This window comes from Bradyrhizobium sp. 18BD, assembly GCF_054185225.1.
Window position 1 is genome coordinate 127,447 of the sequence record NZ_JAVAYL010000022.1, and the last position, 20,769, is coordinate 148,215.

The 20,769-nt window shown below is 64.4% G+C and carries 24 protein-coding genes; 20 read left to right on the forward strand and 4 right to left on the reverse strand.

Annotated features, from left to right (window positions below; translation table 11 throughout):
• Positions 1–8 precede the first annotated feature (8 nt).
• The 8 genes from RAD16_RS32625 (at position 9) to RAD16_RS32660 (ending at position 7,472) form a co-directional block, all read left to right on the forward strand.
• Positions 9–284: a metal-sensitive transcriptional regulator gene (locus tag RAD16_RS32625; RefSeq protein ID WP_237868976.1), complete on the forward strand. Its 276-nt coding sequence runs from the start codon at positions 9–11 to the stop codon at positions 282–284.
• 103 nt (positions 285–387) lie between these two features.
• On the forward strand, positions 388–756 hold the full coding sequence (locus tag RAD16_RS32630) for a hypothetical protein (RefSeq protein ID WP_458161936.1): 369 nt from the start codon (positions 388–390) through the stop codon (positions 754–756).
• Between the two features lie 99 nt (positions 757–855).
• On the forward strand, positions 856–1,248 hold the full coding sequence (locus RAD16_RS32635; protein ID WP_458161937.1) for a FixH family protein: 393 nt from the start codon (positions 856–858) through the stop codon (positions 1,246–1,248).
• Between the two features lie 82 nt (positions 1,249–1,330).
• Complete coding sequence (locus RAD16_RS32640; protein WP_458161938.1) at positions 1,331–2,761, forward strand: efflux RND transporter periplasmic adaptor subunit; 1,431 nt, start codon at positions 1,331–1,333, stop codon at positions 2,759–2,761.
• On the forward strand, positions 2,758–5,946 hold the full coding sequence (locus RAD16_RS32645; RefSeq protein ID WP_458161939.1) for an efflux RND transporter permease subunit: 3,189 nt from the start codon (positions 2,758–2,760) through the stop codon (positions 5,944–5,946). Before RAD16_RS32640 ends, RAD16_RS32645 begins: the two co-directional genes overlap by 4 nt.
• Positions 5,947–5,964: 18 nt before the next feature.
• Positions 5,965–6,495 carry a hypothetical protein gene (locus RAD16_RS32650; protein ID WP_458161940.1) on the forward strand — a complete coding sequence of 177 codons (531 nt, stop codon included), beginning with the start codon at positions 5,965–5,967 and terminating at the stop codon, positions 6,493–6,495.
• A 10-nt stretch (positions 6,496–6,505) separates the two neighbouring features.
• A complete protein-coding gene (locus tag RAD16_RS32655) occupies positions 6,506–6,976 on the forward strand; it encodes a cupredoxin domain-containing protein (protein ID WP_458161941.1) in 471 nt (156 codons plus the stop codon).
• Between the two features lie 13 nt (positions 6,977–6,989).
• Positions 6,990–7,472, forward strand: coding sequence for a DUF411 domain-containing protein (locus tag RAD16_RS32660; RefSeq protein ID WP_458161942.1), 483 nt, complete (start codon positions 6,990–6,992; stop codon positions 7,470–7,472).
• A 49-nt stretch (positions 7,473–7,521) separates the two neighbouring features.
• Here RAD16_RS32660 and RAD16_RS32665 read toward each other — a convergent pair whose 3' ends face one another.
• Positions 7,522–7,773 carry a hypothetical protein gene (locus RAD16_RS32665; protein ID WP_458161943.1) on the reverse strand — a complete coding sequence of 84 codons (252 nt, stop codon included), beginning with the start codon at positions 7,771–7,773 and terminating at the stop codon, positions 7,522–7,524.
• Positions 7,774–8,174: 401 nt separating this feature from the next.
• Here RAD16_RS32665 and RAD16_RS32670 point away from each other — a divergent pair, with 401 nt between their 5' ends.
• Positions 8,175–8,462 carry a Spy/CpxP family protein refolding chaperone gene (locus RAD16_RS32670; RefSeq protein WP_458161968.1) on the forward strand — a complete coding sequence of 96 codons (288 nt, stop codon included), beginning with the start codon at positions 8,175–8,177 and terminating at the stop codon, positions 8,460–8,462.
• Positions 8,463–8,492: 30 nt separating this feature from the next.
• Here the strand turns inward: RAD16_RS32670 and RAD16_RS32675 are convergent, their stop codons facing one another.
• Entirely contained in the window at positions 8,493–8,942 is a 450-nt protein-coding gene (locus RAD16_RS32675) for a DUF305 domain-containing protein (RefSeq protein ID WP_458161944.1), read from the reverse strand.
• Positions 8,943–8,975: 33 nt separating this feature from the next.
• On the opposite strand from RAD16_RS32675, the gene RAD16_RS32680 reads away from it, so the two are divergent.
• The 7 genes from RAD16_RS32680 to RAD16_RS32710 all read left to right on the forward strand — a co-directional run bounded on the left by RAD16_RS32680 (position 8,976) and on the right by RAD16_RS32710 (position 16,156).
• On the forward strand, positions 8,976–9,230 hold the full coding sequence (locus tag RAD16_RS32680) for a DUF2933 domain-containing protein (RefSeq protein ID WP_458161945.1): 255 nt from the start codon (positions 8,976–8,978) through the stop codon (positions 9,228–9,230).
• On the forward strand, positions 9,230–9,907 hold the full coding sequence (locus tag RAD16_RS32685) for a methyltransferase family protein (RefSeq protein WP_458161946.1): 678 nt from the start codon (positions 9,230–9,232) through the stop codon (positions 9,905–9,907). The genes RAD16_RS32680 and RAD16_RS32685 overlap by 1 nt, the downstream gene beginning before the upstream one ends.
• A gap of 15 nt (positions 9,908–9,922) precedes the next feature.
• A complete protein-coding gene (locus RAD16_RS32690) occupies positions 9,923–10,396 on the forward strand; it encodes a hypothetical protein (RefSeq protein ID WP_458161947.1) in 474 nt (157 codons plus the stop codon).
• A 58-nt stretch (positions 10,397–10,454) separates the two neighbouring features.
• Positions 10,455–11,162, forward strand: coding sequence for an ABC transporter ATP-binding protein (locus tag RAD16_RS32695; protein ID WP_458161948.1), 708 nt, complete (start codon positions 10,455–10,457; stop codon positions 11,160–11,162).
• 4 nt (positions 11,163–11,166) lie between these two features.
• Positions 11,167–13,530, forward strand: a complete 2,364-nt coding sequence (locus RAD16_RS32700; protein WP_458161950.1) for an ABC transporter permease — start codon at positions 11,167–11,169, stop codon at positions 13,528–13,530.
• A 2-nt stretch (positions 13,531–13,532) separates the two neighbouring features.
• On the forward strand, positions 13,533–14,762 hold the full coding sequence (locus RAD16_RS32705) for an efflux RND transporter periplasmic adaptor subunit (protein WP_458161952.1): 1,230 nt from the start codon (positions 13,533–13,535) through the stop codon (positions 14,760–14,762).
• 152 nt (positions 14,763–14,914) lie between these two features.
• A complete protein-coding gene (locus RAD16_RS32710) occupies positions 14,915–16,156 on the forward strand; it encodes a Fic family protein (RefSeq protein ID WP_458161953.1) in 1,242 nt (413 codons plus the stop codon).
• A gap of 126 nt (positions 16,157–16,282) precedes the next feature.
• Here RAD16_RS32710 and RAD16_RS32715 read toward each other — a convergent pair whose 3' ends face one another.
• Positions 16,283–16,486 carry a hypothetical protein gene (locus tag RAD16_RS32715; RefSeq protein WP_458161954.1) on the reverse strand — a complete coding sequence of 68 codons (204 nt, stop codon included), beginning with the start codon at positions 16,484–16,486 and terminating at the stop codon, positions 16,283–16,285.
• A gap of 594 nt (positions 16,487–17,080) precedes the next feature.
• Here RAD16_RS32715 and RAD16_RS32720 point away from each other — a divergent pair.
• The 4 genes from RAD16_RS32720 to RAD16_RS32735 all read left to right on the forward strand — a co-directional run bounded on the left by RAD16_RS32720 (position 17,081) and on the right by RAD16_RS32735 (position 18,730).
• Complete coding sequence (locus RAD16_RS32720) at positions 17,081–17,317, forward strand: hypothetical protein (RefSeq protein WP_458161955.1); 237 nt, start codon at positions 17,081–17,083, stop codon at positions 17,315–17,317.
• 92 nt (positions 17,318–17,409) lie between these two features.
• Complete coding sequence (locus RAD16_RS32725) at positions 17,410–17,772, forward strand: hypothetical protein (RefSeq protein ID WP_458161956.1); 363 nt, start codon at positions 17,410–17,412, stop codon at positions 17,770–17,772.
• Positions 17,773–17,846: 74 nt separating this feature from the next.
• A complete protein-coding gene (locus RAD16_RS32730; RefSeq protein WP_458161957.1) occupies positions 17,847–18,068 on the forward strand; it encodes a hypothetical protein in 222 nt (73 codons plus the stop codon).
• Between the two features lie 374 nt (positions 18,069–18,442).
• Entirely contained in the window at positions 18,443–18,730 is a 288-nt protein-coding gene (locus RAD16_RS32735) for a hypothetical protein (RefSeq protein ID WP_458161958.1), read from the forward strand.
• A gap of 80 nt (positions 18,731–18,810) precedes the next feature.
• On the opposite strand, the gene RAD16_RS32740 is transcribed toward RAD16_RS32735, so the two are convergent.
• On the reverse strand, positions 18,811–20,505 hold the full coding sequence (locus RAD16_RS32740; protein WP_458161959.1) for a DUF6538 domain-containing protein: 1,695 nt from the start codon (positions 20,503–20,505) through the stop codon (positions 18,811–18,813).
• Between the last annotated feature and the right edge of the window lie 264 nt (positions 20,506–20,769).

Below are 20,769 nucleotides of genomic sequence, written 5' to 3' on the forward strand. Positions count from 1 at the left end.
TACGGTTCATGAGGAACGACATCAAGGCGTCCTGCCAGAAACGTCTGAACCGCATCGAAGGCCAGGTTCGCGGACTCGCGAAGATGGTCGACGAGGACCGGTACTGCATCGATATCGTCACGCAGATCTCGGCGGTCCGTTCCGCTCTCAGGCGGGTGGAGGAAGAAATCCTTAAGGATCACGTGGCCCACTGCGTGGAACACGCCATCCATAGCGGCGACAAGGCGGATCAGCGCCGCAAGATCGCGGAACTGATGGAAGTCGTCGGCCGGGTGGATAGGTAACTCGACGCCGCTCACGAATGCTTGACGGGGATCAAGGACTATAACCGCCGCCGGAATATGTTACTCAAGCCGCCGTTGCGGCCCGAAAGGTAAGTCAATATCGATGCGGCTCGTCCGTACCATCCTGGCATTCGCGATCGCCATCTCGTTGGCGATGCTGCCGCTCGGCGCATCGGCTGCGGTCGGCCACGCGATGCCGTCGGACGAGATACAGGCCGCCATGCACATGGCGGATCACGGTGACATGTCGATGGACAATTGCTGTCCGGACGACATGAAGGGGCCGGTCTCCCACAAGGACGGCAAGTGCGGGATGGGTTTCTGCTGCATCGGCGGAGCCTTGGCACTCAGTGATGTTCGCGCCGTTACACCCACGCTCTTCGCCGTCACCGCAAGCAAGATCGCCATCCCCGCGGACCAGGTCCTCTCCTACTGCGGCGGCAGTCCACCCTTCCGACCTCCTCGAAGCTGATCTCGAAAAAGCCGGCGCGCGCGCACGCTTGCTCGCGCAGACGACTGACGTGCGCGCGCATAGCGCCACGGATCGAGACCAATTCATGAGGACAAGACAATGCTTTCCAAGTTCACGACCGCGGCTCTCGCCGCCACCCTTTCGCTCGCCGCTTCCGCGGCCATGGCGGGCGCCGGCGACTACGCCTTCGAGCCTGTCAATCCGGAGATGAAGAAGGGCGACGACGTCACGCTCGCTGTCCGCTTGACGAACAAGCAGACCGGCAAGCCGGTGGCGGACGCGGTCATCTTCAAGACCCGCGTCGACATGGCTCCGGACGGCATGGCCGAGATGGAGTCGGCGGTCTCGCCGCTGCCCTCAAAGGAGCCTGGCGTCTACGCCTTCAAGACCGATCTGCCGATGGCCGGCCGCTATCAGGTCACGCTCTCCGCCAAGGTGCAGGGCGAGCAGGAGACCGTCACCGGCAAGGTGATCGTCAAGGCGACGAAGTGAGCTTTCGGGCGCCGCCCGACGGCGCCCGGAGTCCTCTTTCCCATTCACATGGATGCGCGCCCCGGGCGCGCTGGATCACGCCATGAACACGCAGCGTCTTCTGACGGCACTCGCACTGGCGGGCGGTTTGGCCCTCGGCGCCTATTGGTACGCGAACGGCGAACGCTGGTCCGTCCACGCGGAGGCGACCACAACGGCACCGGCCTCGAACCGAGCTCCGCTCTACTATCGCGATCCGGAAGGGGCGCCGCTCTGGTCGGCTGGCCCCAAGAAGGACGATCGCGGGCGGGACTATCTGCCAGTGTATGACGACGATCAGGCCGCAGCCGAGCCGGCGAAGCCGAAGCAGCAGGCGGATTCGTCGCGCAAGATCCTCTACTACCGCAATCCCATGGGCCTGCCCGACACCTCGCCTGTGCCGAAGAAGGACCCGATGGGGATGAACTACGTTCCTGTTTATGAAGGGGACGAGGTCGACGACGGCACCGTGAAGCTGTCGCCCGGGAAGATCCAGCGCACTGGCGTCAAGTCCGAGCCCGTCGAGCGGCGCCCGATCCAAGTCACTGTCAAGGCGCCCGGCACGATCCAATTGGACGAGCGCCGCGTGTCGGTGATCGCGATGCGCGCCGAAAGCTTCGTGCAGAAGGTCGCCGACGTGACCACGGGCACGCGCGTCAAGGCCGGCCAGCCCTTGATGCAGATCTACAGTTCGGCGGTCGCTTCCGCCGCGGCGGAGTATCTGGCGACCATCACTTCCAAGACGGTCGGCGGCGTCGAGATGTACGGCCGCGGCTCGCGGCAACGGTTGGTCAATCTCGACGTCCCCGAACAGGTCATCGCCGACATGGAAAAGTCCCATGTCGCGCCCGTGACCGTGCAGTGGTCGGCCCCGCGCGACGGCATCGTGCTCGAACGCAGCGCGATCGAGGGCATGAGGGCCAACCCCGGCGACGTGCTGTTCCGGATCGCCGACATCTCACTGGTCTGGGCTCTCGTCGACGTGGCCGAGCGCGACCTCGGCAACATCGCGGTCGGCCAGCCGGTCACGATCCGCGCCAGAAGTTTCGTAGGCCGGACTTTCACCGGAAAGATCGCGGTCATTTACCCCCAGGTGAACAAGGACACGCGCACCGCGCGCGTCCGGATCGAACTTGCCAATCCGGACTTCGCGCTGCTTCCCGACATGTACGTCGATGCCGACATCGGCACGGCGGATTCCTCGCCGGTGCTGGCCGTGCCGGATAGCTCGGTGCTCGACACCGGCGCGCGCCAGGCCGTTCTCGTCGACAAGGGAGAAGGGCGCTTCGAGCCGCGCGAGGTGAAGCTCGGTCGCCGCGGGGGCGGCTACATCGAGGTGCGAGACGGCCTTGCGGACGGCGAGGCGGTGGTCACCTCGGCCAACTTCCTGATCGACGCGGAGAGCAACCTGAAGGCGGCGCTCAAGGGCTTCGCGGAGGCGGCGCCAAAGGAGCCCGCTGCCGCCGGAGACCACGCGATGGGAGAGCACAAATGATCTCCCGCATCATCGCCTGGTCGGCGCGCAATCTGCTGCTGGTGCTCTTCGGCACCGGCTTCGCGGCCGCCGCCGGTCTCTACGCGCTGGTTCACTTGCCGCTGGACGCCATCCCGGACCTCTCGGACACGCAGGTCATCGTCTACACCGAGTACCCGGGCCAGGCGCCGCAGGTGATCGAGGACCAGGTCACCTATCCCTTGACGACGGCCATGCTGACGGTGCCGAAGTCCAAGGTGGTACGCGGCTTCTCATTCTTCGGCGTGTCGTTCGTCTACGTGATCTTCGAGGACGGCACCGACATCTACTGGGCTCGCTCGCGCGTCATGGAATTCCTGAATAGCGCGACGTCGCGGCTGCCCGCGGGCGTCACTCCGACCATCGGCCCCGACGCGACCGGCGTCGGCTGGGTCTACCAGTACGCTGTCATCTCCAAGGAATTGAACCTGGCGGATACGCGGACGATCCAGGACTGGAATCTGAAGTTCGCGCTGGCGAAGGCCGAAGGCGTCGCCGAGGTCGCCAGCATCGGCGGCTTCGTGAAGCAGTACAACGTGGTGCTCGACCCGCAGCGGATGCGGGACCGGGGCATCAGCATGCAGAAGATCCGGGAGGCGATCCGCGCCAGCAACGCCGACGTCGGCGGGCGCACCGTCGAGCTTTCGGAGTTCGAGTACGTCATCCGCGGCAAGGGCTACATCAAAAGCATCAACGACCTCGGCAACATCGTGCTGAAGACCTCCGGCGGAACGCCCGTGCTGCTGCGGGACGTCGCCAGCGTCGAGCTAGGTCCGGACGAGCGGCGAGGTATCGCCGAACTGAACGGGGAGGGCGAGGTCGCGAGCGGCATCGTGCTGCAGCGCTTCGGCGTCAACGCGCTCGACGTCATCGAGAACGTCAAGAAGCGGTTCAAGGAGATCGCGAGCAGCCTGCCGAAGTCGGTCGAGATCGTGCCGGTCTACGACCGGTCCAACCTAATCTATTCGGCGATCGACACGCTCAAACACACGCTGTTCGAGGAGAGCATCGTCGTCGCGCTAGTCTGCATCGTGTTCCTGCTGCACGTCCGCAGCGCCTTGGTCGCGATTTTGATGCTGCCGGTCGGCGTGCTCATGGCGTTCGGCGCGATGAAGCTGCTCGGGCTCGGGTCGAACATCATGAGCCTCGGCGGGATCGCGATCGCGATCGGCGCCATGGTGGACGCCGCGATCGTCATGATCGAGAACGCCCACAAGCACCTGGAACGGGCGAAGCCAGATCAGTCGCGGGTCCAGGTCCTGATCGACGCGGCATCCGAGGTCGGGCCGGCGCTCTTTTTCAGCCTGCTGATCATCACCGTGTCGTTCATGCCGATCTTCACGCTGGAGTCGCAGGAGGGGCGGTTGTTCAGCCCGCTGGCGTTCACGAAGACATTCTCGATGGCCGCTGCGGCCCTTCTGTCCGTCACCCTGGTGCCGGCGCTGATGGTGATCTTCGTGCGCGGGCGGATCGTCCCGGAGCACCGGAACTTCATCAACCGCTTCCTGATCTGGATCTACCGGCCGGTGATCAAGGGCGTGCTGCGCGCCAAGACGCTGGTGATCCTGGCCGCGGTTGGCGTACTCGCGGTCACGGTCTGGCCGGCTCGCCAGCTCGGCACCGAGTTCATGCCTTCGCTGAACGAGGGCACGCTGCTCTACATGCCGACGACGCTTCCTGGCATCTCGGTCACCAAGGCGGCCGAACTGATGCAGACCCAGGATCGGATTATCAAGTCGTTTCCGGAAGTCGCCTCGGTGTACGGCAAGGCGGGACGGGCGGCGACGGCGACGGACCCGGCGCCGACCGAGATGTTCGAAACCGTCGTCAACCTGAAACCCAAGGATCAGTGGCGCCCCGGCGTGACCGTCGACAGCCTCATCGCGGAGATGGACAAGGCGCTGCAGTTTCCTGGCGTCTCCAACGCCTGGACCATGCCGATCAAGGCCCGCATCGACATGCTGTCGACCGGTATCCGGACTCCAATCGGGGTCAAGGTGATGGGCACCGATCTCGTCGAGATCGACCGGCTGGCCAAACAGATCGAGCGCGTGATCAAGGCGGTCCCGGGGACTTCGTCGGCCTACGCCGAGCGCGGCATCGGAGGCTATTATCTCGAGATCGTGCCGGACCGCGAGGCGCTCGCCCGCTACGGCATCCTGATCCAGGACGTTCAGGACACCATCGCGGCCGCGCTCGGCGGCCAGACGGTCACGACGACGGTCGAGGGCCGGCAGCGGTTCACGGTGAACATGCGATATCCGCGCGATCTCAGAGACAACCCGAAGGCCATCGCCAGCGACATCCTGGTGCCCATGCCGGCGGGCGGCGCCGTGCCGCTCGGCGAGGTAGCCAAGGTCGAGCCGGCGCGGGGGCCGACCTCGATCCGGACGGAGAACGGGCAGCTTGCGACCTACATCTACGTCGATATTCGCGACCGCGACATCGGCAGCTACGTCGCGGACGCGCAAGCCGCAGTCAACCAAAGCATCCAGTTCCCGGCGGGGTACTACGTGGTCTGGAGCGGCCAGTACGAATACCTGCAGCGGGCCGCTGCACGGCTGAAGATCGTGATTCCGGTGACGCTCACGATCATCTTCCTGCTGCTGTACCTGAACTTCAGGGCCATGACCGAGACCCTGATCGTGATGCTGTCGCTGCCTTTCGCGCTGGTCGGCGGCATCTGGATGATGTGGTGGCTCGGCTTCAACCTGTCGGTCGCCGTCGCCGTCGGATTCATCGCGCTCGCCGGCGTCGCAGCCGAGACCGGCGTCGTGATGCTGATCTACCTCGACCACGCGCTGGCGGAGATGAAGGCCAGATGCAGCACGGAAGGGCGGCCCCTGACGCAGCGGGATCTCCACGAGGCCATCATGGTGGGCGCGGTCGAGCGAGTCCGCCCGAAGATGATGACCGTGGTCGCGATCATGGCGGGCCTTCTGCCGATCATGTGGAGCACCGGGACCGGGTCGGAGATCATGCAGCGTATTGCGGTGCCGATGATCGGCGGCATGACTTCGTCGACGCTGCTCACGCTCATCGTCATTCCTGCGATCTTCGGCCTGGCGAAGGGGCGGGGACTACCGCCCGGCGAACGGTTGGGGGCCGAAGAACGAGCAAGCGAAACCCAAAGTGGAACGCGCGTTGCCGCCGAGGCAGCCGAATAGAAGAGGATGGAGGTCGCCATGAAGGTCGTCGTTTTAGTTCTAGCCCTGCTCGCCCCGGCTATCGTATGGGCTCAGACGCCGTACGCCGGAATGCAATCGCGGCAGATCAAGGCGCTTTCGGACCAGCAGATCGCCGACTTGAAGGCGGGGCGCGGAATGGGGCTCGCACTCGCGGCTGAACTCAACGGCTACCCAGGACCCTCGCACGTGTTGGAGCTCGCGGACCGGCTGGAATTGAGCTCCGATCAGCGCGGCAAGGTCCAAGACATGTTCGCGGCGATGAAGTCCGAGACCACCCCGATCGGCAACAGATTGATCGAGCAGGAGGCCGATCTGGATAAGCAGTTCGCCGGCAGAACGATCACGGCGGACAGTCTCGGGTCGGCGACTGCGGCGATCTCAAAGACGCAGGGCGAACTCCGCCGGGCTCATCTCAAGTACCACCTGCTCACCGCGGCGGTTCTCGACCAGGCGCAGTTGGCGAAATACGCCCAACTGCGTGGGTACTCGTCCGACGCGCCGGCAAAACAGCACCACCACCATCGTTAGGAGACACGACTTGAAGAAAGCAACTTTGGTTGCCACCGTGGCCCTCGCGGCGGCCTCTGTGAGCGCACTTCCCGCTCTCGGTCACGACCACGGACACGGACAGCACGAATCCTACTCGGCGGGCGAACCGGGCGATCCCGCGAAGCCGTCCCGCACCATCGAGATCGCGATGAGCGAGATGGACTACAATCCCTTCAAGATCGAGGTGAAGCGGGGCGAGCAGATCCGCTTCGTACTGCGCAACGTCGGCACCGCGGACCACGAATTCCTTCTGGCCACGACGAAGGAGAACCTCAAGCACGCAGAGGTCATGAAGAAAGCATCCGCACATGGAGCACGCCGAGCCGAACGGCGTGCGCGTCGCGCCGAAGAAAACCGCCGAGATCGTGTGGAGTTCACGAAGCCGGGGACCTTCGAATACTCCTGCCTGATCCCCAATCATCGCGAATACGGCATGACCGGCCACGTGACGGTCAAGTGAAAGGGAGCGGAAAATGAAGAAGCACGCCTATTCCAGGACCCGCCGGTCGGTTTTGATCCTGATGGCCGCAGCGGCTCTTGTCGGGCCCGCCGCTGCTGCGTCTCCCGAAGAGGCGAGGATCACTGTGCACAAGGACCCGAACTGCGGCTGCTGTGCCGGCTGGGTGCAGCATCTCCGGGACGCCGGATTCACCGTACAGGTGGAGGAGACCACCGATCTCGATACGGTCCGGAGCCGCCTCGGCATTTCCCCGGAGTTGGTCGCGTGTCACACCGCGGAGGTTGGGGGGTATCTCGTCGAGGGGCACGTGCCGGCGGCCGCTGTGCGGCGCCTCCTCTCTGAGCGTCCGAATGCGAAGGGTCTCGCGGTGCCGGGCATGCCGGTCGGATCGCCAGGGATGGAAGGCAGCAAGCCGCAGCCCTACGCGGTCGTGCTGTTCGGCGCCGGTGGTCAAAGGCCGTACATGCGCTTCATCGGCTCGCAGGCGATCGGTTGACCCACCGACCGCTTACGACAGCTCGTTGCCGCCGTAAGCGGAGCATGGCTCACTGCGTTTTCTTATCGCCCATGTGATGCGGATTCGATGTCGACGGACCGCCGGTGTAGTGGTGACCTCCGGAGGTCGTTTTCTTGGAGGAGCCGACCGTGTCCTTCGGGCCCATATGGTGCGGGACCTCGGTCTTCGGACCGCCGCCGTAGTGGTGGCCATTCGTTTCCTTGTCGGTGGTTTGAGCCATGGCCGGCAATGCCAATAGGGAAACGACGCCGACAGCGGCCAACAGCTTCTTCGTGATCATGTCTGTTCTCCCGGATTGTGGAAGCCCATCATGAAATGCGGCGGCAGGATTCGCTTTGAGGCATCTCAAGGAGGGCGCCGTTTTCGGGTGGGCGCGACCGCGCCGCGTTTGACCTGGGTCAACCTGCATCGGCCGGCACGTCGCCATAATCTTCAAAATCGCAATTTCAGGAGGACCACTATGCGAAGTCCCGCCTTTGCGGCTGCTATGTTGCTTTCCATCCTTGGCAGTCCCGCACTTGCCCAATCTGCTGCCGAACATGAAGGACATCATCCGAACCAGAAGGAGGCGCCGGCTGCCAAGTCCGCCACGCCTCCAGAGGCGCCCCGCGGCACCGGCCCCTCGCACAGCAGTCCGCCTGGAACGCGTTCGCCGACGCGCTCCGGACCAATGCCAAGACGCTGGGAGAGATGCGCGATTCGATGATGATGATGGCGCAACAGAGCACCGGATCGCCGGATCTAATTCAAAAGCTGACGCTCCAGGAAAAATGGCTGGCGGCGCGCCTCGAAGGCACCCGTGCGATGAAGTCGGCGCTCGCCAACCTCGTCGGCAGCTTTTCTGACGATCAGAAGAAGGCCGCGGACGAACTGCTCGCGCCGCAGATGGGCATGATGCCGATGATGGCGGCAATGCGCGGCGGCGCCACGATGGGCATGGGGATGACCGCCGGCAAGTCGCCGAAGTAGGCTCGATCAGCCGACCAGGGCCCAGCCTTTTCATTTCGCAGGCCGGGCAGGCAGGTCCTTGGCGTCATCGGTCGTCGGCTTGGATTCGAGATCGGCGATCAGTTGCTTCATCTCGCCGATCTCCCGGACCTGGGCCTCAATGATCCCGCCAGCGAGCTTGCGCACCCTCGGATTCGTGATGTGGGCCCGTTCGCTCGTCATGACGGCGATCGAGTGGTGCGGAATCATGGCCTCCATGTAGGAGACGTCGCCCACCGTTTCCTGGCTCCGCACCAGCCATAGCGACCCGGCGAAAGCGACGGCTGCCGCCAGCACGATCGCCAAGTTCGTCCTCGAGTCCTTGTACATGCTCCAAATGAAGCCGAGCATGATGACGGCCATCACGGCCCCCATCAGCAGGGCCATCCAGGCGCGCGCACGCGAAAGTTCCTGCCGGAGACCGTCCCGGTTGATCTGGCTCAACAATGATGGCAACGGCACGCCTATGGTGCTCCGGAGCACAGGAGCTTGCCGATGTCGGTACAGGATCATCCGGGATATCAAGAGCGCCCTCAGGAGGGCATGTCCACCAAAGCTAAGGCCGGCCTGGTCCTGCTGGGATTTCTGGCCATCGCCGGCGCGCTCCTGTTCACCGAGCACAGGGCTCACGTGATCGGTTTGCTTATCTGGCTGCCGCTCCTCGCCTGTCCGCTGATGCACTTCTTCATGCACGGCGGACACGGCCACCATCACGGCGGCGGCAGACCGAGCGATTCGAGGAGCGTGTGATGCACGACGCCGCGCCCGCCTACGGCCTCTGGAGTCTCGTCATCGTCAACTCGGCGGTGTTCATCCTGTTCGCCTACAGTTTCTTCAAGCCGCAGACCTCGCGCGATTGGCGTTCCTTCAGCGCCTTCAGCGCGTTTCTGGTCGCGCTGTTCGTTGAGATGTACGGCTTCCCGCTCACCATCTACTTCCTTTCCGGTTGGCTGCAGTCCCACTACCCGAACGTCGACTGGTTCTCCCATGACGCCGGCCACCTGCTCGAGATGATGTTCGGCTGGAAGGCCAATCCGCACGCCGGACCGTTCCACATCCTGAGCTTCATCTTCATCGGCGCGGGGTTCATCCTGATCTCCGCCGCCTGGCGGGTTCTGTACGATGCGCAACAGACCCGGAGCCTGGCGACCACCGGCCCCTACAGCTACGTGCGGCATCCGCAGTATGTCGGCTTTATCCTGGTGATGTTCGGATTCCTGCTGCAGTGGCCGACGATCCTCACCCTGGCGATGTTTCCGGTGCTGACGATCATGTACGTGAAGCTCGCCCGCGACGAGGAGCAGGACGCGAGGTCGGAGTTCGGAGAGGCTTATGCGAAGTACGCCGCCGAAGTCCCGGGCTTCCTGCCGCGCCTGAGCCGGCTTCTCGGTCCGGGCTCCTCGGGCAGCAGCCTTCACCACGGCTGATCGGGAGCGGTCACGATGCGAGAGACGTTGCGTAGCGGGCGACTGTCCTCGATGCTCCTAGCCGCCTCCGGCGTCCTGTTGATCGGCGTCGGCATCTACTTTCTTTTGCTTCGGCCGCCGCTGCTGCCAGAGGACGTCAGGTACATGAGCCTCACCCCCGCGGAATTGCAGTCGATCGGCCCGAGGCTGACATCGTGGCTCACCCACGTATTCCGCGTCATGGGCGGCTACATAGCCGCCACCGGAGTGCTCGCGCTTACGCTGGCGTGGACATCTTTCCGGGACCGTCGGTCAGCCGCTGCGGCCGGCGCCGCAATCGCCGGCGGGCTCTCGATCGGGCTCATGGCCGCCGTCAACTTCATGATCCATTCCGATTTTAAGTGGGTCCTGCTCGGCATGGCGCTCGTCTGGACGGCCAGCATCGCGACGTTCGTCCGCGAATCCGCCGGGCGTTCGAAGGCGGCGGTTGCGGAGAGCGCCAGGCCCTGACCTAGGTCAATACCAGGAGGGCGGAGCTGGCCGACAATCGCGCCTCAAAAGGGCAGCCATGACCGAAGCCGTGTTCACAGCGAAGGGCCTGACGAAGACCTACGTCTCGGGCGAGGTCATGGTGCATGCCCTGAACAACGTTGATCTGGAGATCGCCGAGAAGGAAGTGGTCGTGCTGCTCGGCCCCTCCGGCAGCGGCAAGACGACCTTGCTGAACATCATGGGCGGCCTGGACCGGCCGACCAGCGGCAGTCTGTTCTTCCGCGATCTGGACCTGACCGATCTCGAAGACCGCGAGCTCACGAAGTATCGCCGCGATCACGTCGGCTTCGTCTTCCAGTTCTACAATCTGGTGCCGAGCCTCACGGCCTACGAAAACGTCGCGCTGGTCACTGAGGTCGCCAAGAATCCGATGCGACCTGCCGACGCGCTCGCGCTGGTCGGACTCGAAGAGCGGATGCACCACTTCCCCGCCCAGCTATCAGGCGGCGAGCAGCAGCGGGTGGCCATCGCCCGCGCGATCGCAAAGCGGCCGGCGGTTCTGCTTTGCGACGAGCCGACGGGCGCGCTGGACTCGAGAACCGGCATTCGCGTCATCGAGGCGCTGCTCGGCGTGAATCGGCAGCTCGGAACGACTACCGTCATCATCACGCACAACGCCAGCATCCAGGAGGTCGCGGACAGGGTGCTGTTCTTCGCCGACGGCCGGATCGCCCGTGTCCGGAAGAACGAGGCCCGGCGGGAAGCGGCCGAGCTCACGTGGTGACGGCATGAGCGCGCTCGACATCAAGTTGTTCCGGGACGTCACGCGGCTCTGGGCGCAGGTTCTTGCCGTCGCGCTGGTCGTCGGAGGCGGCGTCGCGACGCTGGTGCTCGCGGTCGGGTCGCATCGGTCTCTGGAGGAGACCCGGGTCGCGTACTACGAACGCTATGGCTTCGGCGATGTGTTCGCGGAGGCCAAGCGGGCGCCCAAGGCGCTCGCCGACAGGATCGGCGAGATACCGGGAATCGCCGCGGTCGACGCCCGCATCGCCAAACCGGCGTTGCTCGACATTCCCGCGTTCTCCGAGCCCGCCAGCGCACGGTTCGTCTCGCTGCCCGATAACGGCGAGCCGCATCTCAATCGGCTCTACGTGCGTTCCGGACGACTTCCGGAGCCGGGGCGGGCCGAGGAGGTCGTCGTCAACGAGCCGTTCGCCCGGGCCCACGGCTTTTCGGAAGGGGCGCGGTTCTCGGCCAACCTCAACGGAAAGAAGCGCGAGCTCGTCATCGTCGGCACCGCGCTGTCCCCGGAGTTCGTCTACACCGTCGGGCCCGGCGACCTGATGCCGGACGACCGCCGCTACGCCATAGTCTGGATGTCGGAAAGGGCGCTCGCCGGCGTCTACGATCTCGACGGCGCCTTCTCCGCAGTGTCCGTCAAGCTGCAGCCAGGCGCGTCCGAGCGCGAGGTGATCGCGCGGCTCGACGCCTTGCTCGACCCCTACGGCGGCCAAGCCGCCCATGGACGGAAGGACCAGACCTCGCACGCCTGGCTCGATCATGAGCTCGACATGCTCAACAACATGAGCCGCACCCTTCCGCCGATCTTCCTTCTGGTCGCTGCCTTCCTGGTCAATCTCACCCTGACCCGGCTGGTCGCGCTGGAGCGCGAGCAGATCGGCCTCCTGAAGGCGCTGGGCTACGCCGACGGCAGCATCGTGCTGCACTACTTCAAGTTCGTGGCGCTGATCGTCGTCATCGGAGTCATCTTCGGCGGCGTCGTCGGCACGTGGCTCGGATATCGCGTCACCGCGCTGTTCGGGGATTTCTTCCACTTCCCCTTCCTGGTGTTTGCGAAGGCGCCGGATCTGTACGTCACCGCCGGCGCGCTCAGCGCGGCCGCCGCCGCCATCGGCGCGCTGCGGGCGCTGCGCGAGGTCGTCAAGCTGCCGCCGGCCGTCGCGATGCAGCCGCCGCCCCCTCCCGTGTACCGGAGGCTGCTGCCGGCGAGCATCCAACTGGATCAGATCGTCTCGCAGCCCACGCTGATGATGATCCGGAACATCGCCCGGCACCCGGTCCGGGCAGCCTTCACGACGCTGGGGATGGCGCTCGCGACCGCGATCCTGGTCGTCTCGCTGTTCACGCGCGACACCATGGAGCAACTGATCGACGTGACGTACTTCCTCGCCGATCGGCAGGATGCGACCATCGGCTTCGCCGAGAAGCGGATCGAGAACGTCGTGCAGAAGGTGAACCGGCTGCCTGGCGTTCTGACGGCCGAGCCGTTCCGCGAGGTGCCCGTCCGGATCCGCCATGGCAACCTGGAGCGGCGGATCACGATCAGCGGCCGGCCCGCCGGTGCCGATCTGCGGCGTATCATCGACGCGGAACTTCGGCCGGTCGCGCTTCCGGCGACCGGCCTCGCCATCTCGGCCATGCTCGGTCACATCCTCGGGGTAGGCGCAGGGGATACGGTCGAAGTTGACCTGCTGGAGGGCGCCCGCCGCACGATCAGCATGCCGATCGTGGCGACCGTCGAGGACTATTTCGGCATCAGGGGCATGATGGACATCGAGGCGCTCCGCAAGCTGATGCGCGAAGCCCCCGTCGTGAACAGCGTGAACCTCAGCCTCGATGAGAGCCGCAAGGAGGACTTCTACGCGGCGGTGAAGGCCATGCCGACGGTCGGCGGCGTGGCGCTGCAGCGCGTCTCGCTGGCGAATTTCCGCAAGACGGTCGCGCTGCTCGTCACCACGATGGCGAGCATCTACACCGGGCTCGCCGCCGTCATCGCGTTCGGCGTCGTCTACAACAATGCCCGGATCTCGCTCTCCGAACGCGCCCGCGAGCTGGCCAGCTTGCGCGTGCTGGGCTTCACGCGCGGCGAAGTCCTCCGGATCCTGCTGCTCGAGCTGGCGATCCTGACGCTGGTCGCGCAACCGCCAGGCTGGCTGATGGGCTACGGGCTCGCTTGGGTCATGAAGACGAACCTCGCCGGCGAACTGATGCGCGTCCGCCTGGTCGTCGAGCACTCCACCTACGTGGTCGCCACATCGGTCGTGGTGCTGGCCGCGATCGCATCCGCGGCGGTCATCCGCCAACGCATCGACAACCTGGACCTCGTCGCGGTCCTTAAGACGCGAGACTAGCCATGCCGGCGAACTGGACCAAACGCATGATCGGCGCTGCGGCTTTGGCCGCGATCGCGGGAGGGCTGGCCTGGTTCGCCTGGCCCCGGCCCGTTCTGGTTGACCTCGCGACCGTCGCGAAGGGGCCAATCGAAGTCACGGCCGACGACGACGGCAAGACCCACGTTCGCCATGTCTATACTGTCTCGGCGCCGATCGCGGGAAGGGTCTTGAGGATCTCGCATCCACTGGGAGAGCAGGGACCTTCGCTTCACGTCGGTGACGAGGTCGTCGCCAACCAGACCGTCATCGCCCTGATGCAGCCGACGCTGCCGGGGTTCATCGACGTTCGCTCGCGAGACCAGCTTCAGGCGGAGGTCCTTGCCGCGGATGCCGCCATCCAGCAGCAGGAAGCCGAGGTGAAGCGGATCGAAGCCGCGCTGGAGTTCTCCCGTACTGAATTCCAACGGGCGCAGACCCTGCTGCGGACGCAGTCCACCTCGGCGCAGGCCTTCGACAAGGCTAAATTCGAGGTGGCGACGAGCGAGGCCAACTTGGCGAGCGCGAAGGCCCAGGTCGAGATGCGTCGCGCGGTGCGGACCAGCCTGGCCGCTCGGTTGATGGACCCGGCCAACGCGGCGCCTTCCGCGGAGCCGACCTGCTGCATCCGGGTGCTGGCGCCGGCGAGCGGACGCGTGTTGGCGATCCTTCAAGACAGCGAGGCGACGGTCCTTCCCGGTACGCGCCTCGTCGACATCGGCAACCCGCTCGATCTGGAGATCGTCGCGGACCTGCTCTCGACCGATGCCGTCCAGATCAGGGTCGGCGCCCCCGTCCGGATCGACGGGTGGGGCGGTCAGCCCATCAAAGGGAAGGTGGTCCGTGTGGACCCGGCGGGCTTCCTGAAGGTCTCTGCGCTTGGCATCGAGGAGCAGCGGGTCCGGGTGACCATCGACTTCGCGGATCCGCCCGAGGCGTGGGCCTCACTCGGGCACGACTACCGGGTCGTCGTCCACGTGACCACCTGGAGCGCTCCGGACGCCCTGACGGTGCCGGTGAGCGCCTTGTTCCGGAAAGGCGACCAGTGGGCCGTTTTCGCCGACGAGAACGGCCGCGCCAAAACTGTCGCGGTCACTGTCGGCCACCGAAACAACCGAGTGGCCGAGGTACTGTCCGGGCTCGTCCCGGGGAGCCGGGTGGTGCTGCACCCCAGCGACCGGGTCGCTGACGGGGGTAGAATTGCCGAGCGCTGAGGGGAGGCGGCAGTCCGATGGTTAATGGAACAAGGGGTTGAGCGTCGTGGCCTGCAAAGCCTAAATAAGCTCCCTCGCGATCGCGATGTGTTATGGCTTTTTGCAGGAACCCAAAATATAAATAGGAAAACTGCCTCTTATTTCGGGTTCCCATGAAGCGTAGCGATCTCAGCCACACGATCCGCGAGACCCTGAAGCGGCTTCCGCCGCCCTATGACTCTCACTACGGGATCGTGCCGCCGGCACCCCCGGAGGACGGGGTGTTCGTCGGAGGGGCGATGAAAGCCCTGGAAGCCGCTCAAGCGGCCTTCGGCAAGGTCGACGCTATCGCCGCCCAGATGAAGGACCCCTACATCGTCAGCCGGGTCCTTACCAGACGTGAGGCAGTCAGTTCCTCGTCGATCGAAGGCACCCAGAGCACTCTCGACGAACTGCTTTCAGTCGAAGAGACGGGCGACGACGGCGCCCGGGACGAAGCGCGCCAAGTCCGCAACTACGCCATGGCCTTGGACGGATTCATTCCGAAAGCTGCGAAGGATGGCTACGGCGTCTTCACGATGGATCTGATCAAGGACCTCCATCGTGCCGTGATGAAGGACGATCCCGAGTATAAAGACGTTCCCGGCGACCTCCGCACGCGCGTCGTGTGGATCGGCGGAAACAAAGACATCGCATACTCCAGTCTGAATCCTCCGCCTCCCGCCGACGTTGCCGACTGCCTCGCCCAAACGGTGGACTACCTGCGGAACGAGGGCATGCAGCAGATGACGCAAGGGTTCATCACGCGCATGGCCATAGCTCACACCCACTTCGAGGCGGTGCACCCCTTTCGCGACGGCAACGGTCGTGTCGGCCGCCTTCTGCTTCCGCTCATGATGGCGGCGGAGAGGCACGTGCCTCTGTACCTTTCGCCTTACATCGAAAGCAAAAAGGGGGCGTACTACGCTTCGCTGAAGGATGCTCAACAACGGCTCGACTGGGAGCCGATCATTACCTTCATGGCCGACGCCGTCACCGGCACCGTCGACGAACTCATCCGCACCCGGACGGCACTGTCGGAATTGTCAGAGCGATGGAGGGAGCGCCGAAAATTCCGAAAGCGATCCGCGGCCGTTCGCGCCCTAGACGAACTTCACAACTATCCGGTCGTGACGGCGAAGCGCCTCGGCCAACTGCTCGATGTCTCGCCTGCGCAAGTAAATCAGGCCATCGCGCAATTGCAGGAAGCCGGCATTCTGCAGGAGAGGACTGGATACGCGCGAAACCGGATCTACGCCGCACCTGAAGCTCTCGCCATAATCAACCGTCCGTTCGGCGAAGAGCCCATCTTGGCCGAAGTCGATGCGGACGAGACCGATATGGACGAGCGCGCGGTTGGCCCGAAGGGTCCATGATCTCTCGCTAGACACGGAGACCACACTGAGGCGGCTGCCAGCGAGCGTTCCCTGCATCATGTAGCTTATCGCTCCGGGTCCGATGCCGATACTGGCGGACAAAGCTTGCGCCGCCGACGACCGTCGTCAGTGGCATGATTCACCTGCTGCCGGCCCCCCGCGATCATCGCCGACGTCGTCAGCGCAGGCGCCGATCATCGGCGGCACCATCGCTATCAGCATGATGCCGCTGCTGCTGATGGACATGTCGATCATCATCGACCCGAACATGATCACCGGCAGCACCAGCACCACTTTCGGCAAGATGGTTTCCGCATCACCGGTGAACATCTGTGACGGCACTAGTCTCGCACGATCCGACCCGCGCACTGCAACCTACCTCTTGCGTTGATGCCGACGACAAATGCCGTGTTACGCCCTGCTTACGTTAACCATACCCGCGTTTGGGGTTGATTTTCGGGCGGGAGGTACGCACATTCATGTGCAGCTGGATTGTTTTCCAGCGTGGCTCCGTCTCTTGGCGGTGGTCTTTTTCCGCGCTCTCGCGGGTCTGTCATCTCGCCGCTCCTTAGCGGCCCTAAGCTTGGGCACTGTTGTCCGAGTGGCAGGCGCTGCCGTGATCTTGTCACGGCGGCTCGATCACCCTTGCTTCAAGCCAACTGACGGAGAGCTCCATGCATTTCAACATCAGCCTTTTTAGCGCGTCGCGTCGGGCGGCTGTGCCACGGGCGTTCGCGATGCCATCGCGACGCCTGAATGACCATCTTCGGCGACCGTCTGAGTATCAGATCGACGAAGGCGCGCACGGCAGCAGCCGGTTCTATTAGCGCATACCACGGACGTCGTCCTCATGCTCGGCGCCTTTGGCTTACCGGGCTTGGGGCGTCAGAGAGACCCGTTATCGCAAATCCGGAGATCATAACCATGAAGAACATTTTCGAAACCGTCCGCGCGATCGAAGACGCCGGTTTCACGGCGTCCATCAGGACGCGGAAGTTCAGCGGCGATGACATGCCTGCGGGCTGCTTCTCGATCGACGCCCGCCGCGCCGAGGATGGAGACCTCGTTGAGTGCTGCCCGTTCGAAAGCGACGGCAAGGTGAAGGATCACATGTTCGCTTACTTCATGACGCTGCTGAAGAAGGCGCGGGTGGCCAAGTAGGCGTCCAGAAATCGACCGCACGCCCGGCGCCGACAACGGCTACCGGGCCCGAGTCGTCAGAGCTGGCCGTCGCCGGCGAAAGGAGAACCGCAATGCTTTCCTACGACAAGTTCAACAAGATCCCGATCGTCCGCAGCGTGATGGCCGCGATCGGCATCACCGATTCGCTGACCGAGTCCGAGTCCTACAAGGACCTGCGGCGCGAAGTTATCGAGACCAACAGGATCAGCAACGGCGGCGTGGTTCGTGCCGCCAGGGACTACGCGGGCGTGTGCTCGAGCGGCGAGCGGCTGGTCCTGGTCGGCCTGATGATCCTGCTCGACTTCGCCGCTCAGGCAGACGAGATCGCGAAGGCGCGCACCGGTTCGGCCGGGTCGATGACCTTCCTGTTCGGCGGCGGCGACGACGACACCCGCGCCGCGCTCGGGGCCTGCATCGAGAACGCATACTACTGATCACCATCGACATCGACCTCACGCCCGGCGGCCAGCGATGACCTACCGGGCTCGGGGCCGTAGAGGAGACTAACGTGAATCACAAATACAGAGACTACGACATCATCAAGACCCGGCACATAAGCCCCTACACGGGGAAGCCTATGTGGGAGGTTCCGGCCGACGACGAGGTTCATTTCCATGACACCTTGTCCGACGCCCGCGCGCGCATCGATCGCATGATCAAGAGCGACGCCGAATGGGAAGCTATGCAGCATAGGATCCGTGAAGGCCTGAGTGCACTGGTGCGCAGCTAGTCTCAATTAACATCGACCTCACGCCCGGCGGCTTTGGCCTACCGGGCTCGGGGCGTCAGAGGGCGCCGCCGTCGCGGCGCCGAGAGGAGGCAGGCATGTCGATCCGCAACCCCATGCAAGCGCGCGCGGCAACCGTGCCCGCTTCAGCGTTCCGCCGCCTGTGCGCAGGGGCTCCCTCGGCCTCATGCCGCTCGCGAAGGCGGCCGGCGTCTCCAAGCGGCGGACCTCGTTTATCGTCGCCACGCCAAGCGGGTCTGCGACAACGTCTATCGGCGCGTCGCCGAGGCGCTTCTGACGGAGGTGGACGCATGAAAAAAGGCGGCCGGGCAAATCAACTGATGGCGGGCAAGATGTTCGCAGAGATGGAGGAGTGAATGACGACGATGAATGAGACGACGAAAGCTCCGTGGCCGAGCGACAAGGGCAAGAAGCTCGTCAAGGGCTACATCACGGAGCAGGGCTGGCGCGAGTGCAGGCATGATCTCGAGTACATCGAACAATGCGCTCGCCACATCGCGCTGTTCGAGGACGGCACCATCAAGATCACGAAGGACCACATCAAACTCGCCTGCACGGACTTCAATCGCAAGTTCGAGTGGGAGGTGATCCAAAAGATGCCGTCCGACGTGGAATTCGTCGGCAACTACCCGGCGGACATGTAGCCCGCCTGCATCCCTCCGCCGTCAGGCGGGTAAGCCGTAGGCCAGCGCCATGATCTGGTCTGCAAGAAGGTGTCGGTGGTTTACCCGCGAGATCGCGGACGGAGACTTCGTCGTGCCGTCTTCCCAGCTTCGTCGGCGGCGATCTGCGCGCGCGTTCGCCGTCGGACGCGGTGAGGCGCCGGTGGCTTCTTCAGCTCCGGGATGTCGAAGCGCGGATACTTCTCGATCTCGGCGCTCATCGTCGCGACCCAGCGATCGCCGTAGTCGTTACTGGCGTTCGACTCCTTCGGACGGTGTCCGGTGATGAAGCCTTCGACCTCGCGATCCATCTTCACGTGCCGGGCGATGCTTTTGAACAGATGTCTCCAGCCATGGTTGGGCTGGACGTTCTTGATCCTCAACCCCTTGCTGACCCACTCCGCCACGCGTTCGGCCGTCTTCTTGTATTGCGGGTTGGCGACCTTCCCGCCGCGCCCCCGCGCGGGGTCGTAGAACAGCGGCTTGCCGAGCTTCCGGCGCTGCTCGACGTAGTCCAGGAAGCCTTGCTCGATGACGTGACTGTGGATCGGTACCGTGCGCCACTGCGACGTCTTCTCGATGCTTGGCTTGATGACCATGCACATGATGCCGGACGTGGCGTCAGGCATGACGTCGGACGGCAGCAGCGACGTGATCTCGTTGACGCGGGCACCGCTGTAGGCGCAAAGCCAGGGCAGCCAGCGCCGCGCCGCGCGCTTCTCCGGAGAGATCATACTCGAAGGCGTGTCGAGTGTCGCTGTCAGGATCTTGACCGCCTCCCCCTGCGTGAAGCCCTTTTGCCGCGGCGGCTCCGGCGGCTTCTCGCCCAACTTTTCGACGGCGGGGCGGACGACGATTCCGCGGAATGGATTGTGAGCGCCCGGCCTGCGGCGCTCCACCATGAAGCCGGCGGTGGCCGATAACGAAGCGATCCAGACCAGGCGGACGGAGTTGCGTGCATAATCCTTGTCGATCAGGTGATCGGCCCAGCGATAGGCGTCGTCCGAGGTCATCCGTGTCAGATCGCGGTGACCGATGAACCGGCAGAAATCCTTGATCTTCGGCCGCCAGCGCTTCGCCGTCGGGCCGTCGGCACCGCCCTTGAGGCCACCTTTCTCGGCGTATTCTTCGAAAGCCTTGACGAGATCGAGCTTCGGCGTGGTGCGCGTCGGCAGCTTCGCGAGGACTGGGTTCGCCGAGAAGTCGCCGTCTAGCCTGGCTCGCTTGAGATCCTCGACGGCGTCGCGCCTGGCCTGGTCGTAGAGCGGTCGGAATTTCTCGAGATCGGCCTCAGTGACGTCGATGCCCTGCTCCTCCAGGAACTCGATCATGGACTCGTCGAGGTCGCGCGCTAGGATGCGGGCGGCGCCGAACCCACCCGCGGGTGGGTTGGCGATGTGGCCGTCGCGGATCCTGACGTGGGCGGCGCCGCGCAGCGCGTGCAGGTCGTGGTGGGTCAGCACCGTGGGTTCGAATCTCGGACCGGAATTCGAACTGGCCGGCAACCGCGGCGGCCGGATCGGCGCCCGGGCCTCCGGCGGCGGCTCGCCAACAGCGACGGAATCCGCGAGGAGGGCGGCCCATTCCCTGTCGAATTTCTTGCTGGCGAGGGCGCATTTGGCCACAGCGAGGTGCTCGTCCTCGGTCTGGAGGCTGTACCAGATCTCCTTTTTGCCGACGAGATCGCGAAATCTCTTAGGCACCTTCTTCCTGAACCACCAGTAGGGGGAGTTTTCGCGTCTGATCGGTGTGGGCATGCGGATTTTTGCCAAGGGTAGCACTCCGGTGTAGCACCGGTGGCCCAAGAACCCCTTGATTTGAAGGATAAACTTGAATCTAAGTGGTCCCGACGCGAGCCGGGGGAGTTTCCCACTCTCTCCGCCATTTGTGTGATTGTCCAGCCCGGAGACATAGGTAACGGATCGTACCTAAGAGATGGGTGACAACCTCGTGCCGAACGGGTTGTCGAGGGGTTGCAGGGTCTTCTGCTCCAGGTCGAAATATCCAAGATCATAGTGCAT

Bases quoted from the DNA above. Each gene is read 5' to 3' on its own strand.
- RAD16_RS32625 (WP_237868976.1), top strand. From the start codon at position 9: ATGAGGAACGACATCAAGGCGTCCTGCCAGAAACGTCTGAACCGCATC.
- RAD16_RS32630 (WP_458161936.1), top strand. From the start codon at position 388: ATGCGGCTCGTCCGTACCATCCTGGCATTCGCGATCGCCATCTCGTTG.
- RAD16_RS32635 (WP_458161937.1), top strand. From the start codon at position 856: ATGCTTTCCAAGTTCACGACCGCGGCTCTCGCCGCCACCCTTTCGCTC.
- RAD16_RS32640 (WP_458161938.1), top strand. From the start codon at position 1,331: ATGAACACGCAGCGTCTTCTGACGGCACTCGCACTGGCGGGCGGTTTG.
- RAD16_RS32645 (WP_458161939.1), top strand. From the start codon at position 2,758: ATGATCTCCCGCATCATCGCCTGGTCGGCGCGCAATCTGCTGCTGGTG.
- RAD16_RS32650 (WP_458161940.1), top strand. From the start codon at position 5,965: ATGAAGGTCGTCGTTTTAGTTCTAGCCCTGCTCGCCCCGGCTATCGTA.
- RAD16_RS32660 (WP_458161942.1), top strand. From the start codon at position 6,990: ATGAAGAAGCACGCCTATTCCAGGACCCGCCGGTCGGTTTTGATCCTG.
- RAD16_RS32665 (WP_458161943.1), bottom strand. From the start codon at position 7,773: ATGATCACGAAGAAGCTGTTGGCCGCTGTCGGCGTCGTTTCCCTATTG.
- RAD16_RS32680 (WP_458161945.1), top strand. From the start codon at position 8,976: ATGTCGGTACAGGATCATCCGGGATATCAAGAGCGCCCTCAGGAGGGC.
- RAD16_RS32685 (WP_458161946.1), top strand. From the start codon at position 9,230: ATGCACGACGCCGCGCCCGCCTACGGCCTCTGGAGTCTCGTCATCGTC.
- RAD16_RS32690 (WP_458161947.1), top strand. From the start codon at position 9,923: ATGCGAGAGACGTTGCGTAGCGGGCGACTGTCCTCGATGCTCCTAGCC.
- RAD16_RS32695 (WP_458161948.1), top strand. From the start codon at position 10,455: ATGACCGAAGCCGTGTTCACAGCGAAGGGCCTGACGAAGACCTACGTC.
- RAD16_RS32700 (WP_458161950.1), top strand. From the start codon at position 11,167: ATGAGCGCGCTCGACATCAAGTTGTTCCGGGACGTCACGCGGCTCTGG.
- RAD16_RS32705 (WP_458161952.1), top strand. From the start codon at position 13,533: ATGCCGGCGAACTGGACCAAACGCATGATCGGCGCTGCGGCTTTGGCC.
- RAD16_RS32710 (WP_458161953.1), top strand. From the start codon at position 14,915: ATGAAGCGTAGCGATCTCAGCCACACGATCCGCGAGACCCTGAAGCGG.
- RAD16_RS32715 (WP_458161954.1), bottom strand. From the start codon at position 16,486: ATGTTCACCGGTGATGCGGAAACCATCTTGCCGAAAGTGGTGCTGGTG.
- RAD16_RS32720 (WP_458161955.1), top strand. From the start codon at position 17,081: ATGAAGAACATTTTCGAAACCGTCCGCGCGATCGAAGACGCCGGTTTC.
- RAD16_RS32725 (WP_458161956.1), top strand. From the start codon at position 17,410: ATGCTTTCCTACGACAAGTTCAACAAGATCCCGATCGTCCGCAGCGTG.
- RAD16_RS32735 (WP_458161958.1), top strand. From the start codon at position 18,443: ATGACGACGATGAATGAGACGACGAAAGCTCCGTGGCCGAGCGACAAG.
- RAD16_RS32740 (WP_458161959.1), bottom strand. From the start codon at position 20,505: ATGCCCACACCGATCAGACGCGAAAACTCCCCCTACTGGTGGTTCAGG.